We start from the raw sequence: 19694 nt of genomic DNA, 5'->3' as shown, positions 1-19694 counted from the left end.
TATTCTACTGTAAATATGGCACCTGACCAAACACCAAAGCTTGATTATACCAATAAGGTTGCATATGTTGCCGAAAACTCAACCAATCATAGCCATCATGGTAAAAATAAATACTAATCTGTCCCTGCTCGCCGGTAACAATATAATCTAGACCTAATCGCTCATAACGTTGCCGTATGGATTGCTTGGGGAACTGAAAACGATTATCAAAGCCGGCGCTAAAGACCGTTAACTTTGGTTTAATACGATTTAACAACAATACACTAGATGAAGTTGAACTGCCGTGATGTGGCGCTAACAAGATATCCACTTCCTCAACATGATTACTCAAAAGAAGTTGTCGCTCGCTTTTCTTCTCGATATCACCACTGAACAAGATTTTGTGTTGATGGTCCTCTAGCATTAAAACGCAGGAGCCATTATTACCCTGTTGTGCCCTTTGGGGTGCTAACAACGTCAACTTCATCCCTTGCCAGTGCCAACTCTTGGGTCGACAATTTAAAGGGGCAATAGCATGCTTGGCTTGTTGTTGCCAATGCTGAATCAATGGTGAATCAGAGATCAGGCTTACCTTGGGATAAGCCGATAGTATCTCGACAACTCCACCAGCATGATCATTATCATCATGACTGATCAACAAGTAATCGAGCTGGTCAACAGCTAATAACTCTAGCATAGGTAATACTGTCTGTTTAGCATAACTAAAGCCGTTAAAGTAACTGGCCCCAGTATCAATTAATATGCCTCTACCTTGCTTAACAACAACCGCAGCAGATCCCTGACCGACATCTAAAAAATGCAACTGCCAATCACTGCTCTGGTTAAACTCAAGATAAACGTTGATCACAATAAGTGTTGTCAGTAGTAGCCTATAGCCGCGCAACAACTGGGAGATGACCAACGATATCATTAATGCCAACAATTGAATTTGGCCGTGAGTAAAGCTTAACCATGACCAACTTAGCCCTGCCCCCCATTCAATCATAGCCATAGGCAGTGCTAATACAGCATCATTAAACTGCAACATTGCCAGTGAAGGATAAATAGCCAGAGATATCAGCACCAGCAAGTGCAGCGGAATCACGACTACAGAGAACAAAGGCACCAATATGAGGTTTAGCCATAAACCATGTACACTCAGTCCATCAAACAGTATTAATTGCCAAATTGCCATCCACAGCCCTAGCCATAGCTGTAACAACAATAACTGCCGCCAAAAAGACAGAGTGGATAATGCAACCATACTATTGAGCATCAAAATACCACTAACTGCTGCAAAAGAAAGCCAAAAGCCCACTGATAAAGCGGCCAAGGGATCAAACAGCAACACCACAAAAGCAGCAATCAATAAACGCGTTTTCGCTCTGGTAAATGTTTGCGAGACACTTAAATACACCACCACCGCCAACATGATTAACGCCCGCTGCAGAGGCAACCCCAGTCCAGCGATGTAAGCATAAATAGCGGCTACAGCAAACCCAAATAGTAAACTGATATAGAAATTACCCAAGCCGGGGGTAGGCCGGCAATGATTCACTAACCATTGACAACATCGGGTAAAGATAAACACCACTAATGACAGGTGTAAACCTGATATCGCAAACAAATGGCCACTGGCAGTGGCCCGCAACTGTTGCCATTGCTGGGGATTAATTTGACTTGAGTCGCCAAATAATAATGCGTTAGAGATATTGCTATAACTTAATTGACTATAATACTTAGTGAAATTAGATTTTAATTGCACCAACCATGACTGATTTGTGTCGAGTAATTTACCCTCGATAATCCTGCCTCTTAGACGGATGTTATTGGCGTATCGCTGCCGCTGAATATGATTGTTGGAAAGGTTCAATGGGCTGGTATTCGATTTCGGCTTTATCTTTAGTTGCCAAATTTCACCGACACGTAACTGCGGAGGTTGTTGCCAATACAAAATTGCGTATTGATTAAAAAGTGAAAATTGAGAGCTAGATAGCTCAATTTTTACAGATTGAGTATCGCCCAGTGCCGGAGCAAGTGCTATTATTCTTGCTGTAATTTTTTCAGTATTTATTGGCTGCATTAATTGCCAAGCAGCCCATTGCCAATAAACACAGGCAATAACCATAGCAGCGGTGCCAAAAAAACGGCAACAGATTAATAGTAAAGCAATAAACACTGCAATTACCATTTGCCAAGGTTGTAGTAATCCAGGCCAATACAGTGCGCTGATACAACCTAAAACGAAACAAAACATAAACCGGTTCATTTCTTAAGTTAAGGCGCTATTTAGTACTATGCCAAAAAAATTCATTGAAAGGATCATGCCAGATCATAACAAGTTACAAAATAACAAGTACTTGAAGATGTTTGGTCCTGTTTTACTCAATGCCAACTTATGGCACCTCAATCGTCGCAGTGCCCGTGCAGCGTTTGCTATTGGCTTATTTACAGCTTGGCTACCTATTCCTTTTCAAATGGTGGTCGCTGCCGCTCTTGCGATTATGTTTGCAGCTAACTTACCCTTAAGTGTGGCGCTGGTTTGGATAACGAACCCATTAACTATGCCAATCATGTTTTATGGTGCTTACCTTGTCGGGGTCACTCTTTTAGGTGTTGAAAAACAGGAATTCGCATTCGAAATATCTTGGCAATGGATAGTGCAATCGATTGATACCATTGGTGCTCCCTTTTTGATAGGGTGTTTGTTTCTGGGTGTGGTGTTTTCGATATTAAGCTATTTTGCAATCGATATGTTGTGGCGAAGAATGGTTATTAAGCATTGGCGTGCAAGAGCCCACAGTTCACAAAAGTAATAAAGCCCTTGCGGGCTTTATTACTTTTAATGGGATTTATCTACTAACATAATGTCCATCTGATTTGATGTCTAATAGACCTGCAATTTGGTCTGCTTGATGGTGTTCAACCCATGCTTGCAAACCAAATTGATTACAGCGAAAGTTGTCTTCATTGGTCAGATAATCAACCACATCACTACGCTTAATCCCCATTGTCACTGACGACATCTTAGTCAATAACTTGTTAAAAGCATTGCTATCGTTGTTCATCGCCGCGACACAAACTTGAGTAAGGTTTGCCTCATTTAGAATAGGGTCAGTTTGGGATTGAGCCGCAGTGCTAAAAAACACTGCTGCGATGATAGGAGTGATCCATTTATTCATGATAAACCTCGTTAGCAAAAGTTAATAAATACGCCTTTGCTACGAAGCTACCCCAATAAATAGATCACATTTTATTGTCTAATTAACTTAAAAAGTTTTATTGACTGACTTTATAGTCACTAACACTCGTCACTAACTTATCTGAGGCACTTGCAAATGTGTTGGCTTGATTGGAATGTTGGCCACTGCCAGTTTGCATTTGCTGTGCCGTTAGACGGATCCCTTCAACATCCTTTGCAATCGTTTCAACCGTTGCACTTTGTTGCTGAGCAGCAGAAGCTATGTTGTGATTGATATCTAGAGTACGCTTCGCTACCTCGGTCAAACTTGACATAGCTTGAGCGAGAATTTGCATGAGTTGTTTACCCTGCTCAGTCTTTTCCTGAGTATCAAACAACTGCTCGGCGATTTGCTTGATCTGAACCACAAGGGTTTTAATTTTGTCTTCGATTTCAACCGTTGCAACTTGGGTTCTGTTGGCTAAGGCTCGAACTTCGTCGGCTACCACTGCAAAACCTCGCCCTTGCTCTCCAGCTCTGGCGGCCTCAATAGCGGCGTTTAATGCCAACAAATTTGTTTGTTCGGCAATGCCACCAATCGTTGCGGTGATCTGTTCAATTTGATTCGTTTGAGCTTCTAAGGAGCCAACAGTAACGACACTTGCAGCCGCATTTTGATGTAGGCTTTGCATACTTAAGATGCTTTGTTGTAATTGCTCTTGAGTTTGGACAGTGACTGACTCACTGGTTGAGGCTTGTTGCGCCCCCTCTTTGGTAAACTCAGCAATCGTTTGTGCTGCAGAAGCCATTTCATGGACCGCACTGGCGACAGAGTCAAGTGAGTAATATTGATTTTCTAGTAGCTTATTTGTGGTCTCAATCGACGATTTAAAACTATTGGCTTGATATTGAATGTCACCAGAACCATGTTGCACCTCATTCACCAGACGATTAATTTTATCCATGGCCTCATCAAGTTGCTGGCCAACAATTCCAAATTCATTGCGATTACCAATAAAATTCAAACGGACTGTAAGGTTGCCTTCACTAAATCGTTTTAGCGCCTCATTAATGGTCCAAATTCCGCCACCAAGATAAGTAGCAAGCCAATAACAAAATAACGCTACAGGCGCCAACCACAAAAGTAGCGCAGTAAAATGACTCCAAGCTTCGCTCTGTATTTGTTGTAATTGGGGTGCCGTTAATAATGCGCTTAAATGTTGCTGATAAAAGTAAATTTGAAGCACCATAGCAGCTATTAATGCTATTGATATCAAGCAAAATAAACCTTTGAACATATCATTAATACTGCCTTTGAGTAATAGCTTATCAATGGCTCTCAAGGGGACTTCGCGCATAATATTTCCTTATACCAATGACAAAGATTGGTGCTTAATAGTATATGGTAACCCTTTCATTAGTTACCTTTAGGTAGAGCCACGGTATGCTCTCTAATCTGGAAACTTTAATCCTAAAGATAAACAACTGCAACACAAGCAAAGATTAAGCGTGCAAATAACACACAATAAGACTTTATATTTTTTCAATTACTTAGACTGATGCTGAAGCGATTTTGATGAACGACTGAATAAATACAAACTTAACCCTGATAAAATGATTACGGCTCCAACTAAAGTTTGCTGTTGCAGCACCTCATCATTAAGCATGGTCCCTAGAGCCATAGAAAATACTGGGGTAATAATATTTACTAGAGCGACGGTAGTCGGCTGTAATTTTTGCAAGGCATGGAAATAAGCAACAAACCCCAGCAATGAACCAAAAACAGCTAAATAAATCACCGCAAATAATGATTGCGGCTGCCATAGTTGAGGCTCAAATGGCGCTCCCTGTAAATAAGCAAACAAGAAGAAACAAGGCGTAGAAAGCAATAGTGCTCCCACTGTATTGGCTAAGGGGTGGATAGCCATAGAGACCTTTTTCACCAGCACCGAGCTCAAGCTAAACATAAACACGCCGCCGAACAGCAACACTAACCCAAGCCCTATCTGACTGCCCGCCTGTACTTCACTAAAACACACTACCGCCAATCCTAAGATGCAAATTAAAAGCCCGCCCGCTTTCATTGGTGTAAACGGGTTTTGCCCCAAAATAACCCAGGACATAACCCCTGCCAGCAATGGCGCAAAGCCGAACACTAACGACATAATTCCACTGCTTACCATCGTCGCTGCACTGTAGGCAAACATCATGCCACCAACAATACCCAAGGCACTAAAGAAATATAAACTCCAGGCTTGTTGATGCAACGGTAAGCGGATCCTAAATAACGGCAGCAATAGTCCACCCAGCAATAATGCTAGAGCCATTCTCAAGCCAACAGCTAAGGTTGGATGAATTGAAACACTCGACCATACAATTCCTAAGGGAGTCGTTGACCAAATAAGTAAAACAGTAATAAATGAAATTGCTACGGGCATGACTACTTCGAAAGTTGTAAGTTGAAAGGCGTCGAATTCAAGTGTCGAATTCAAGTGTCGAATTCAAGTGTCGAATTCAAGTGTCGAATTCAAGTGTCGAATTCAAGTGTCGAATTCAAGTGTCGAATTCAAGTGTCGAATTCAAGTGTCGAATTCAAGTGTCGCGGATTGTGCCTTGGCATCAGGTAAAAGTAAACAACTAAAATGGTGTTTTTTAGTACAAAAAAAGCGCCCTAATTCAACTAGGACGCTCGATAAGATTTCTGCTTAACATTAAAACTTTGCTTGAACCCCTAAGGTAAAGCGACGACCAAAGTCTACGTTGTATTTACTCCAACCATATATGCCTTCGGTACGGGCATCTTTTGAGTTAGTTAGGTTTGAACCGCTGAATTTAAGCGAGATACCAGAGAACAACTTGTACTTTACACTCGCATTTAAAATTCCCCTAGCTTCTGAGTATTCCCCAGCCCCATACTCGGCGGAGTTTTCATTAGCTAAGCCACGCAGGTATTTATCACGGTAGGTATATGATAATTTTGCATTAAGATCACTATCAGAATAATAAACCATAAAGTTATAATTATGCTTGGAAGCACCAATAATTGCATTTGGTGCAGAATTATCCAAATACGTGTAATTAGTATTAATACCGGTATTACTTAAGAAACTGGGTAAAAAATCAAAAGCGACACGGTAAGCGACTTCCATGCCTTTTAAGGTCGCCCCATCAACATTCATATCCGTGCGCCAATCTAAGGTTTCAGTGCTGGTGGTATCAGTATTTAAGTCCAGAACCGCAAAATCCTTAGAGCTTAACTTGTTACGCTCTGTAAGTGCTTTAATGTCTTTGTAGAAAAAGTTAGTGGTAAAAGCACTCTCACGAGTCAGATACCATTCAAAGGCCAGATCATAATTGTCCGCTAGCCAAGGTTGAATATCGATATTGGAAGAGGTCACACGAGCGACATCGCCATCCGCCTCTGCTGGTTGGCTAATTTCACTGAAAATTTGCAAATCGGTAAAATCATTACGAGTTAAGGTTCTCCCAGCGGCTGCACGTAAAGTAATATCATCGGTTACATCATAACGTAGGTTTACGCTTGGTAAGACTTCAGCATAGGTACGTTCACGGGTAACTGGTTCAGCTGTCGGTAACTGATAATTACCATCAACATCAATAGTGATTGGTAAATTGAAATTAGGCACAGAACCACTAGTGGCTTCTTCGGTACGGCTATAACGAATACCAAAGTTACCGCTAAAGTCACCCTGACCATCAGAGAAGTCGATACGTGCATAAATGGAAGTGGTTTTTTCTTCTAGGCCAAGCTCAGTTCCGCCTTCAACACTGCTTGGGACCAAGTTAGTAAAGAAATCTTTGCCATTGGTATTTATGATTTGCAAAACATCTGGTACATAGAAATCACCAATTGATGGGTGGTTAGCCAGAGCAAAGTAATCCCCCCCCTGCTCTACTTGGGCACGCAGGGCATCACGCAGGACGTTACCACTATCACGCAACTCTACGGCGTCATTTTCCACCTTATCAATGGCATAATTCAGTCCTAGCTTAAGATTGTTGAGCATCACAATGCCAATGTCGGCATCAAGGTTAAGGTCATAATCTAAACGTAAATCCAGTGAGCTGTTATCAATTTGACGGAAGAAATCACCGCCACTAACTGAACGGATCATCATCGCATCTTCTGACGCCATTAAAGTCTGCTGCTCTGGACTACTAAAATAAAACCCAGCCGGATCGCCACCGGTCATGTGATTGTACTCGAACACCTGTTTTTGGAATTGGAAACCGTTTATTTGCCACTTGGTCAGTTCGGTATTAGCTTTGGTGTAACTCACCGAAGGTTTCAGGCTCCAGTTATCCCCTGTATATAAACCTTCTAATAGACTCACAACCATGTCGCCTTTTCGCATCTGGCCTTGGTTTCGGGACTGCAAGCGACCATCTTCCATAGTGCCGTAATCCACATAATAAAGACCATTATGCTCACTGATCACATTAGTGCCAGCGGGATCATGTTTGCGGTTGGTTATTGCCTGCACCCCAAAACGAGATGCTTCGATATCCATTTTGGTGTAGAACACCTCACCAAAGAGCTTAAATTCATCAGAGGGACGGACCTCAAAATTACCAAGAGCAGAGGTTCGCTTACGGCTAATTGGAAAGTCTTCAAAATTGAGCTGAGTAGCCGTTGCTAAGAATTCATCCTTAGATACCTCACCATTATCGTTAGCATCTAACAGCATTTTCTTTTCGTCATATTTGCGTGGACTGAGTTGACGATAACGTTTTACCCCTTGGTTCTGTTCGGTATAGTTCACACCTAGGGTAAAACCAAATAAATCATCGCTAAATTTATCAGACCAAAGTAAAGTGCCTTCTGGTGAATATTTTTCAGCATTTTGGTCGTATACCGCATTACCACTGACAAGATACACGGCTTTTTCACTATCAAATGCGCGATGGGTTCTGATATTGACAGTACCAGCTAGCCCCCCTTCAGGAGTATCTGCACTGGAGGTTTTACCGACTGCGACAGAAGCAGCAAACTCTGATGGCATGGAATTAAAACCAAAATCTCGGGCTGGATCATCTCCCGTTGAGATTGAAGTGATAGCATGGCCATTATAAAGAACTTTACTGAATGAGCTTGGTAAGCCACGAATACTCACCGTATTTGACACGCCACGATCGTTAGTGGTCACTTGCACCCCAGTGACTCGAGCTAATGAGTCTGCGATATTATGGTCTGGAAAATCACCAATATCGCCAGCAGCGATAGCATCAACAATGGTATCTGCCTCTCGCTTTAAATCTAACGCTTTGATTTCTCCACCACGAATACCGGTAACTTCGATTGTTTCAACTGGTTGCTCTGTTTCAGACGCTTCAGCAAGTATGGGCTGACTTGCTAAAGCAGTCATGACAGCTACTGCAGTAATATTAAGCTTCATGCTTTAACCCTTTATTTGATTTATAGTTTTAATAAAAGCGCTCTACTGCCAATGTCATCCAGATAATCAACATCGAGAACAACTTAAAACTACCGCTTTAGATTATTATTTCAGCAAAATTTACAAAACCTTACATTGGAGCTATGGCTCTTTTTAAGTTTTCAATGAAGTCCATTCTTAATGATTCGCTCCTGTTACTGGCTTTTTCAATATTAATAGCCGTTTATAGGCGGGAGAAATCACTAAAAAAAACGCCCTAAATGACTTTAGGGCGTTTTAATTTACTCTAAGGGAACACTACTTCAAATTATCCCTGACCACTGGTGTCGTTGGGTAACTAAAGCTATCGCCTTGTTTAAATAGTTCGGAATATGGGTGTAATGGTGAAGTTGACCCATCTTGCTCTACCTTATCACTTAACCCATCACCATCAGTATCTGCATTGCCGGCAGACAAACAGGGTAAACCACCAGAAATCGCATAAGGCACCACACAACTCGCACGCTCCTCGCCATTACTGATACCATCGCCATCGGTATCTGCATTATCAAAAAATACTGGGTATTTCGAGTTAATCATTGCACTGGCTGTATCCGCTAATGGCAGATAACCCGTTCCATCACCCCAGGCCGCGACTTTACCACTGGCAAATTGAACTAAAGTATTTTTACCCTTAGCCGCGATCTCTACTGCAGGGTCTGTTACATCCGCTAACTGCGCCTGCACAGCTTCTGGCACCACTTCACCAAAACCGGCTTTCAGGCCGAGCACTTCAACACTGCCATCCGTTTTTAAGGCCACATAGGTATTTTGCATAAAGAACATATGGTTATATGGCCCAACTCGCTCTGCATCCATATCATGGTTAGTGCCACCACTTTGGCCCCAAGTATAAATTTTTCCATCTTGAGTTAAAGCGGCCGAGAACTTACCCCCCTCCTCAGCAGAACTAAACATATTAAGGACATTCGTTAGTGGTGCGACAGTTGAGTCATAAAAAGCTGATTTAGCGCCATTTTTAAAGTCACCGTAAGCAACAACCGAGCCATCGGTTTTTAATAAAGTAATGGCCTTATTGGTACCACTGGCATGAATATAGCCGCTATCAAGTGGTGCTGTGGCGGAAACATTTTTACCGGTAAATAACGTACTGATAGGTGTAACACTGCCATCGGTCTCGATAGCCACACCCTCAATGCCTGAAAAGTAAACATCCGCAACAGATAACCCCGCAGGTACTACCGCTGTTTGGGTTTTACCCCATACCTGAATACCATCATCATTTAAAATAGCAGCGAAATCACGACTAGCGCTACCAAAGGTTCCAACACTTGAAAACAAAGCTTTAGCATTAGTAATAGCAGGACTTGGTGCTAGCCAACCACGGAAGGTAACCGTTCCATCCGCATGTAAAATTGCCGTACCATCTTTGGTACCCACGGCATCAATCACCGGGCTAGCTGAGCCGTCAATAGTGTCAAGGGCATTGGCTAATGCACCGCCATTATCCGCCTGTGCGGACGTTGGATCATCAGCAACAGCATAGCTCGCCGGTTTACCCCAAATTTTAGCATCGCCATTTTCTAAAATGGCAACAAACGCGAGTGCTTGAGAGCTAGTAACCAGTTTTTTAGCATTAGTAATCGCTGCTGCTGTATCGTTGCCATCAACATCTAGATAGTCACTACTGCCCCAGCTGGTGACGCTACCATCTGCGTGTAAGGCTGCTTGACCACTCCAGTTAGAAACGATTTGTTTGACCGGTGAAGCACCTTTGCTGACGTCAATGTGCAAGGGCTCAGTCATGCTCCAACCCCACGCCACCACGGAACCATCAGCCAATAACACCGCAGAGCCATCATAGGTACCATAGCTTCCTATTGCGGCCGGTTTACCCACACCAACAGACATTGATTTAGAGGCTTTAACCCCTCCTACTGGACCCGCTTCAACGGAAACGGTTTGTAAACTTTCCGCCACGCTGCTATCCGCTATCACGGTAATACTGGCAGAAGTTAGGTTGTCATCTTTAGCCGTAAACCCAGCCGGCAGAGTCCATAAATACTGGGTATTTGCATCAGTATCACTATAATTAGGGCTGATCTGATACTCTTGGTTGACCGCAATATTAAACTGCTCAGCTGCGGTAATCGTGACCGCCACCCCGCTAGAAAGTTTTACCTCAAAATTTTGAGTCACTTCATTAAGACCATCATTAACCTTAACTTGATAAGTGAACAGCTGATTTTCCGTGACACTAGCAGGCAGCGTCAAAGATAATACATCGCTATCCGTTCCTGCTGCAGTAAACACGCCTTCAGGCCCTGCAATTTGTTCCCAAGAATAACTCAAATTATCATTTTCTTCATCGCTTGCGGTGACGCTTAATTGAAAGGTTTCACCTAAAGCAACATTAGTATTAATCCCAACTTCTGTGAGCTCAGAAGTCGATGGGGTTAACACTGGCGCCTGATTTCGTTTAGCCACGTCAACCGTAACCGTGGTCGATAACGATTCGTTGCCGTCAGTGACATCTAAGCTAAATTCTAAACTACTGGCCACATCTAAATTGGGCGCAGTAAAAACTAAATTTGCTTGATCGGTCGCTTCCAATGTGACTAAAGAAGCGGTATCACCCACCGCGGTCCATGTATAAGTTAATTGTCCTGCGGCTTTATCAAAATCGCTAACTTGGGCGCTTAACGTGACTTCTTGTGCGGCTTCAACCTGTTGATTGTCTACAGACAAACTTGGATCCACTTGATTAATGGTGATTTCAAAATCGATGCTAGCTTCACCACCATTATTATCGAACACCGTTAAACTGGCGCTATTACTGGAGGTCGCATTAACATAACCCAATTCAGCTGGGGTTAAAGTCAGTGAATCATTATTACTGCTCACGGTTTGCTCGCCGAAGTTCACCTGCCATTTAGTAATTTCACCATCAATATCATACATGGCAAAATCCGCCCCCTCTGTCACCATAGCTTCAATTCTGCTAATGGTCAGTGAACTGCCCTCATCAACACTGAGGTTTTGCAATTGATTGACTACAGGTAATTCATTATTTTCTAAATCGATCTGCTCTGGTTCTATCCAGCATCCTGATAAAGCACAAGAAAGTGCTGTTAATGTCATAATTTTTTTCATAACTATCCCTAATTTTTCATTCTGTAACTGTTCATATTTCACATTGGTTGGTAAGTCTTAGTGTTAACAGCCGCTATTAAAGGGCTGCGGTCAACTTAAAACTTCACTTTAACCCCCAGTGTGAATCGACGTCCGTAATCAATGAATTGATTGTTCCAATTAATCCCATTGAAATAACGTGAATCAGCCTCACCTGTTAAGTTACTACCATTAAGACGTATAGTTAGGAATTTCAGAGGCTTGTAACTAATACTCGCGGATAGGTTACCCCTTGGTGCATTCATCACCTCAGGAACCTCTCCGTCTGCTAGCTCCCTTAAGAATTTGTCACGATAGGTATACGACACCTTAGCGTTAAAGCCTGGAATAGAGTAATAAAGCATGGCGTTATAGTTATGCTTTGAAGCAGCCACAACACGTTCAGGCGCAGAGTTATCAATATAGGTATAGTTAGTATTAAGACCCAAATCACTCAGAAAACTCGGTAAAAAGCTTAACGGCATTTGCAAGGCAACCTCTGCACCTTTTAGTTCAGCACCTCTGACGTTACTAATACCAGTAACATAAAAGTCTTCTAAATTAGTCGCTAAAATTGGTTGGCCGCTGCCATCAAGGCTTGGCGCTCCAGTCTCTTCATTAACAACTGGTGCCGTTACTGGGAATTGCTCATTGCGCTCGACTCTGCCATTTAAAGACTTAATGTCTTTATAAAATAGAGTTGTACTGAACATTCCCTCTTCATCAAAATACCATTCATAGGCTAAATCAACATTGTTAGCTAACCACGGTTGAATATTAGGATCTGAATAATTTAAACGATTTTCATCTACCCCTTCTCTGGCATTAATATAGATACTCAGGGCATCATAATCAGCACGGGTTAAGGTTTTATTGGCCGCCAAACGGAGGCTGTGGTTATCGGCTACATCGTATCTAAAGTTAAGGCTTGGTAACCATTCTTTATAGGTTCTATCCCTTTGCACCTGAGCGGGTGGCTGATTGAACTCTAGAGTGCCATCAACCATTGTAAAACCGGCATTAGGATTACCTGTGTAGCCTGCAACTCGCTCATTGGTTTGTACATAGCGAACCCCTAGGTTGCCACTAAAGTCCCCCTCTCCAGTATAAAAGTCTACTCGCGTAAAGGCTGACCAACTGTCTTCTTCTAAATCTATTTGGCTTGCTTCATCATAGGTAAATTTACCCGCAGCTTTTAACGCTTCTGGAGAAAAATCTTCAAGAACTTTCAGAGTATCAGGAGCCAGAAAAGCACCAGCGGTATCGTGTTCAACCTCAACAAAATACTCTTCTTTAGATATCCCTAAGATATCGAAAGGATTTTGATTAGAAAATTCTAATTCAGCGCCATCCGATTTCACTTTGTCTTCCGAGTAATTAACACCAAATGCAATATTGGTGAAAGTTACCCCACCTTCATCTAGCTGCCAATCCAGCGCCTTATCAACATTAAGACGAAGATTCATGGTGCTGTTATTGACGTCTCTGTAGAAATCTGACATTGGCGCTTTTGACCAGTCAAAATTATCAATATTGGTTAATTCACTAGGATCATCAAACAGCACCCTTGATGCTTCATCTGCCGTAGCGGCAATCTCATAAGCAGGAGCATCAGTAATATGACTGCTACTGTTGATGTTCCATTTGGTTAAAGAAGTGGATGATTTAGTAAAGCTTGCTGAGGGCGCTATCGTCCAGTCATTAACTGTGTATTGTGCCTCTAGAACCCCTACCAGCATATCACCATTACGGAGCTGACCTTGGGTTTGAGTCGATGCTTTAACCTGTTGTAAGTACGCAGCATCAACATACTGATAACTCTCATCTTCCACCATATACTCGGTAAGCTCAGGGGCTGAGCCATCAACATATGGGTACTTACGAGTGTCAACTATCAATGAATGACGGTTCGCTTTTACATCTAATTTACTGTAAAACAATTCGCCGAAAACACGGAAATCATCATTAGGTCTAAACTCTATATTGGCAATGCCTGATGTGCGCTCACGATTAATCGGGAAGTCTTCATAACGGATCGGTTTCACCAAAGCTATAGAATCGGCTGTATCTCCATCTTGGTTATAATCGACATCATCACTCCCCTCTTTTCTAAGTCCTGGACCACCTGTTCGAGTTCGCTGTACGCCTTGGTTTTGCTCTACATAGTTAACCCCCAGAGTGACACCAAAAAAACCATCTGCAAAAGTATCAGACCAAAGACCAGTGACTTCAGGTGAATAGTCTTCTGATTTTTGATCGTAGACTCCTTTCCCTGACAATAAATAGATAGCTTTGTCGGAATCAAAAGCTCGGTGAGTTCTTAGATCTACCGTACCTGCTAACCCCCCCTCTGGGAGATCCGCCGTGCTTGACTTGTTTACCACGATCGAAGAGGCAAAATCTGAAGGCAATGAATTGAATGAGAATTCACGCAGTGGCACATCACCCACCGCAATCGATGAAATACTATGGCCGTTATAAAGTACTTTGGTAAATTTGCTGGGCAAACCACGGATACTCACCCTTGCAGCAGTGCCACGTTCACGGTCAATTTGAATACCGGTCAAACGTTGTAAGGAATCAGCAATATTATGATCTGGAAACTCACCAATTTCGCTGGCAACAATCGCATCCACAATACTGTCTGAATCTCGCTTTAAATCTTTTGATTTGATCAAACTGCCGCGAGTACCAGTGACTTCAATTCGTTCAACTTGTTCATTGTTAGCTTGTTCTGCTGCCAAGGATGCATTACTTGCTAAAACTCCCATAACAGCGACGGCGGTCATTCTTAATTTCATATGTTAACCCTAATTGTTAGTCTTTTTTTAATTAGATCCGTATGACAATGAACAACTGAGATAAAAACATCTAACATAAGCCAATGGACCATGGTGTAACAGCACGCTAATAGAAAAGTTCGATTACTACCCTTTATCCAGATTAACCAGCGAAATAATCCTCAAAAGCTTTTTCCCCAAACTATTCAACATCTGAAACAAATTTACTTAAAAATTCACTGTGGCAGGCATACCTGTATAAAAGTCTACCCTATGGTTGTAATTGCTTTGGTCTAATTGCGAAGGTAAATTTACTTCGATATTTGAAAGACCTTGCTTAAGCTCAACCTTTACCAACTGATTAAGTAATTCCTTGTTATCAACTCCTTGAGTCGAGTAGGTATAGCTTCCCGGCTGCAATTTAACTGTGGTGTTGATAGTAATTTTTTCTAATGCTTTGGAATGTAGCGGATCTGCCACCGATAACTGCCAGTCACCTTTACTTTTCTTGAGTTGCACTAATGCACTTTGATCGCTACTAATGCTGGTGCCATCTTTGAACTGCACCTGACCTGGGCCGTGGAATACGACCTGTAATAATTTGTCTTTTTGGTAATGAGCTTGAATTTGTTGTTGATTAACAATTTCAATGTTTCTTAATTGCTCATAAATCTCAGGCATTTGCTCTGCGGTCGCATTAGCGATGGTGACATAATGATATTTGGCATCCCGCGGATTAATAGAATGATCAATAGCAAGATGAAATACCGGCATGGCCTTGTGGTTGCTGCGATCGGAACGATTAATCTTGTTAGCAGTGGTTAAAAATAGATTTAACTGCTCCTGGGGAAAAATAATATAGCCGACATTACCTTGGTGTAACCAAAGGGGAGAGTCAGTACTGATGATGTTTTGCACGCTCTGACCATGTTTTATGGTATGGTACTGCTGATCCTGAAAGTAATTAATATCAGAAACCCACAAAGCTTGATCGACTGTGGTTACAATAGGTTGACCTTGACCTTGCTTGGTACGGTTAATCCCTTTCCCCAACGACCAAACATAATTTTTATTGAATAACCATGCCTTGTCAGCTCGAGCACTCGCATAAGGGTCCTCTCTGTCATAGTGGAATGCTGCCATGGCCGCATTATCACCAACTAACGTTCCAGCATAAGCATTAGGATTATATTTTTTGTATTTCGAAGAAAGGGGGATTGGATCTGTTCGCCATTCTTCGGTGATGCCTGGCAAAGCATGCCAATCCATGGCAAAACGACTTTCATTGTACTCATTGCCATGGGTCTTAACTTGCAACACCCCCGAACCATTATGAAAGCCATATTGACTGGTTTTAGCAAACCCTTCAGCGCCTTTAGTACGATCTGACTGCATCTTCACCGACATATAAAACGGTGACTCGTCAACTAAGTTACGGTGAATTAAGAAGTCATTAGCCCACATGGCATAACTGCCATAAAAGCTTTCTTTGCCCTGCTCAAGCTGAGACTTTAAGGCTTTTAACTCTTGGGTATAGGCGAGTTCTCGATGACTATTTAAGGAAAGGTTTTTAGCTATCGTTGGAACAAAAACCTCTGCAGCAAAATTATTTAAATTTTTAGAATAATGACTTCGTCCAGCTGTTTGAAAGTCTAACCCACCTTTATACATAATCTTAGGATAAGTGAACAAAAGAAAGCTACGCTGCTCTTCTAAGGCTTTAGCTTCAACAGCGAAGGGGGTGTCCGCCAGTAATTGCGCCGCCTTGGTGATGCCATTACCTATCCATTCAAAACCATAGGCAACATGTGCCATATCTTGTCTAAGACCAATATGGTGAGAGATACTGCCATCAGGTAACAACCCTGATTGACCATAACGATGAGATAATTGAGTGTTACTATCGAGCCAAGTTTTCATATCAAAAAAACTGCCGTTAGGACGCCATTTGGGTAATACTTGGGTATTATTCTCACCCCAAGTTTGGTAGCCCTCATACCAATATGGCAAATAGGTTAATGGCCTGTTGTAGTCACGGCTTAATAAGGTTTGCGCCATCCAAGACCTTTGTCTATGGTGACGATTGGCATCTGACCAGGCACCGTTACTGTAACTCAGCATCTTCGACTGTGGCATATAATAGCGTTTGTATTGTGGATCCAGATAACCCAGTGGTAGTGTAAAGTTTACCTCTTGCATGAACTCTAATAAGGATTGATGCAGCTTCAAGGCTAACACTTCACCTTGGTCAATATCCGCAAAAAAGTCTTCATGAATGACGCTCATTGCCCCTAACAATGGATCACTAAAGCGCCATTGATGACTAATATCACCATGACCTATTAGCTTAGTCTTGTTGAAATTTCGGCTGGGGAAATGGTCTAGGTAAGTGACCGCGGCGCTGTAAATGATTTCCCGCAGTTGCTTAGCTTTTAATGGGTTTTGATAATCTGGGTTATGGCTATAGGCATAAGCTAATCCAGCAATAGTTTCACTGGCTTTAGCTAATTGATTACCCATACTCTTTTTACCGCTGGCCAACTGCTGTTGATGCGTTTGGTTATAAAATGGAAAATCAAGCTTCCCCTGATTATTCACTATTTGCTTAATAACTTGAGCTAATTTTTTTTCATTTTTAGGCTTATAACGAGCATTCAATCTTGCGTGGTAATCAATATAATCATCAAACTTTCTGGAGAATAAAGTCCATGCCGTTTGCGCAACGACATTAATCTCAATATTGGTGCTATAAAGCTTTTTCCCTTGTTTATAAAGCTCAACTTCAACATTTATTTTATCTTGGTTAGCGAATTTATTTTCATCAACGACTCTTAACTCTCCAAACAGGCGCCCCTTATCATCAATGACATTAATCAGCTCTAAGCCAGCATTTTTTGTGGCTAATGATAATTGATACAAGTTGCCATTATTTTGACTTAGGTAATGACGATTATCATCAAGGTTAATTCGGCCATAGACAACTTGACCTTTCTGAGCGCCGACTTCTATATCGAAATAGCCGGCTAATAAGGGCGTCGCTTTAAATTGTGTTTGCTGACTCTGCATTTGACCAAGGAAAGAATAACTAGGAGTAAAGTCAACATTGGCTCTCACGCCATCAGAGTAAACACCAATGGACATTGCACAGGCAAGAAGTTGGTAACCAAGTGGGTACTTCATAAAAAAAGCCTCAAGGGAAATATACTTAATTATATGCTTGTCAAATTTCCGCCGGTCTAGCTTCTTTACTCAACTTTACACTTATTTACCAAACCTGTATCTCATATATAAAGCTTTACTTTTTAGCAGTTTACTCTGTTAATAAAATTATGTTAGAAAAGATAAACACTATGATTATTAAACTCTGATAATCAAATAAGATATCGGGTAATTACTTAAGCTTAATAATTAGCAAATGGTTTATTAACCAATAAACACCATTCATAGGGCTAATTGCTGAACCAAACTGTACTTTATGTTTCATAGTCCCATTAGCAACAATCAAGCAGGAAATAGTCATGCTTAAAATAACAAAAATATTAGCCGCAGGGGTTGTTCTCGCAAATTTGAATAATTACGCAATCAGTGCTGAGCAAAAACCCAATATCCTTTTTATTATGACTGACGACCATGCACAAAGAGCTATTAGCAGTTATGGCTCTGAACTTATTCACACTCCTAATATTGATCGACTGGCAAATGAAGGTATGCGTTTTGATAACGCCTTTGTCAGTAACTCTATCTGTGGTCCTTCACGCGCCGCCATGATGACAGGTAAGCACAGCCATATTAATGGTTTTATTGATAACAAGCATGGTCGAAAGTTTGATAGCAGCCAACAGACTTTCCCTGAGATTCTGCAAAAAGCTGGCTATGAAACCAGCATTTTTGGTAAATGGCATTTAGGCAGTGAACCTAAAGGGTTCGATAACTGGCAAATTCTATTAGGCCAAGGTGAATACTACAGCCCACAGTTTAAATCGGCGAAGGGCATTAAAACCCACCATGGTGAATACGTCACCAACTTAACCACTGATTTTGTGCTTGATGCCCTTAAAAACCGAGATAAAAATAAACCTTTTGCGATGCTTTATCATCAAAAAGCCCCACACCGTAATTGGATGCCGGACACCGACTTATTAGCCGCAGGAGGCATGCCAAAAGAGTACCCATTACCTGAAACCTTCTTTGACGATTACATGGGCCGCAAAGCAGCTGCCAACCAAGATATGCAAATTGCAGGCATGTACTTAGGTTGGGACATGAAACTCGACCCGAGTGACTATGAAGCCGAAACCACCACAGGGGGTTACCGACTTGATCCAACCTTGATTGATTATGACAAGGTTAAAAAACGTTACTTGGCCATGTATAACCGCATGACTGATGAGCAAAAGGCCGTTTGGAACGAATACTATAAAGATCTGCCTAAACAGTACCATGCCATCAAGCATGATGAAAAAGCTCTAGCGATTTGGAAATTTAACCGCTATCTGCATGACTACTTAGCCACGGTAAAGAGTGTTGATGATAACATCGGTCGCGTACTTAAATACCTTGATGACAATGGTTTAGCGGATAATACCATTGTGGTTTACACCTCTGATCAAGGTTTTTACCTAGGCGAACATGGTTGGTTTGATAAGCGATTCATGTATGAAGAATCAATGAGTACTCCGCTTATCATCCGCTACCCAGCCCTTGTTAAAGGCGGCCAAGTGAATAAGCGACTAGTACAAAATATTGATTTTGCTCCTACCTTTATTGACTTGGCGGGCTATCAAGTACCGGAAGCGATTCAAGGTGTGTCTATCAAGCCTCTACTAAGCGGCGCAATTAAACCGCAACTGCCCCAGGGTGAAAAAGATGATTGGCGTACCGGGCTATATTACCAATACTTTGAATACCCAGTGCCCCATGCTGTGATGCCACACTACGGTATTCGTACCGAGCGCTACAAACTGATTCATTTCCAAGCCGATGGCGGTTTTTGGGAAATGTATGATCTGCAAAACGATCCAAGTGAGCTTAATAACCTATATGGTCACGAAAACTACCAACAATTACAACAGCAATTAAAGCAAAGACTGCAGCAATTGCGTGTTGACTACCAAGTACCCGCACAGGACAAAATTGTTGGCCGTTAATTAACAGCAAAAGCAGCCT

The 19694-nt window shown here is 41.9% G+C and carries 10 protein-coding genes; 2 read left to right on the top strand and 8 right to left on the bottom strand.

What is annotated here, in order from left to right; genetic code table 11:
* Positions 1-4: 4 nt before the first annotated feature.
* The gene (locus GFB48_RS06570; RefSeq protein WP_163932906.1) at positions 5-2236 is read right to left on the bottom strand and encodes a DNA internalization-related competence protein ComEC/Rec2; all 2232 of its coding nucleotides are present in this window, start codon (positions 2234-2236) and stop codon (positions 5-7) included.
* A gap of 40 nt (positions 2237-2276) precedes the next feature.
* On the opposite strand from GFB48_RS06570, the gene GFB48_RS06565 reads away from it, so the two are divergent.
* Positions 2277-2795 carry a DUF2062 domain-containing protein gene (locus GFB48_RS06565; protein ID WP_163932903.1) on the top strand — a complete coding sequence of 173 codons (519 nt, stop codon included), beginning with the start codon at positions 2277-2279 and terminating at the stop codon, positions 2793-2795.
* A 36-nt stretch (positions 2796-2831) separates the two neighbouring features.
* On the opposite strand, the gene GFB48_RS06560 is transcribed toward GFB48_RS06565, so the two are convergent.
* From GFB48_RS06560 to GFB48_RS06530, 7 genes are all read right to left on the bottom strand, one after another.
* Positions 2832-3161 carry a hypothetical protein gene (locus GFB48_RS06560; protein WP_163932900.1) on the bottom strand — a complete coding sequence of 110 codons (330 nt, stop codon included), beginning with the start codon at positions 3159-3161 and terminating at the stop codon, positions 2832-2834.
* A 97-nt stretch (positions 3162-3258) separates the two neighbouring features.
* The gene (locus tag GFB48_RS06555; RefSeq protein ID WP_163932898.1) at positions 3259-4518 is read right to left on the bottom strand and encodes a methyl-accepting chemotaxis protein; all 1260 of its coding nucleotides are present in this window, start codon (positions 4516-4518) and stop codon (positions 3259-3261) included.
* Between the two features lie 189 nt (positions 4519-4707).
* A complete protein-coding gene (locus GFB48_RS06550) occupies positions 4708-5598 on the bottom strand; it encodes a DMT family transporter (protein ID WP_163932896.1) in 891 nt (296 codons plus the stop codon).
* 273 nt (positions 5599-5871) lie between these two features.
* Complete coding sequence (locus GFB48_RS06545) at positions 5872-8577, bottom strand: TonB-dependent receptor (RefSeq protein ID WP_163932893.1); 2706 nt, start codon at positions 8575-8577, stop codon at positions 5872-5874.
* A 297-nt stretch (positions 8578-8874) separates the two neighbouring features.
* Positions 8875-11730: a hypothetical protein gene (locus GFB48_RS06540; RefSeq protein WP_163932890.1), complete on the bottom strand. Its 2856-nt coding sequence runs from the start codon at positions 11728-11730 to the stop codon at positions 8875-8877.
* Between the two features lie 95 nt (positions 11731-11825).
* Positions 11826-14549: a TonB-dependent receptor gene (locus GFB48_RS06535; RefSeq protein ID WP_163932885.1), complete on the bottom strand. Its 2724-nt coding sequence runs from the start codon at positions 14547-14549 to the stop codon at positions 11826-11828.
* A gap of 207 nt (positions 14550-14756) precedes the next feature.
* Positions 14757-17708, bottom strand: a complete 2952-nt coding sequence (locus GFB48_RS06530; RefSeq protein WP_163932882.1) for a polysaccharide lyase family 8 super-sandwich domain-containing protein — start codon at positions 17706-17708, stop codon at positions 14757-14759.
* A 338-nt stretch (positions 17709-18046) separates the two neighbouring features.
* On the opposite strand from GFB48_RS06530, the gene GFB48_RS06525 reads away from it, so the two are divergent.
* Positions 18047-19675, top strand: coding sequence for a sulfatase (locus GFB48_RS06525; RefSeq protein WP_163932880.1), 1629 nt, complete (start codon positions 18047-18049; stop codon positions 19673-19675).
* Positions 19676-19694: the final 19 nt, after the last annotated feature.

Source organism: Paraferrimonas sp. SM1919 (assembly GCF_010993985.1).
GTDB lineage: Bacteria > Pseudomonadota > Gammaproteobacteria > Enterobacterales > Shewanellaceae > SM1919.
Note: the sequence above shows the minus strand (reverse complement) of the source record. Positions and strands in the feature narration are given on the sequence as shown.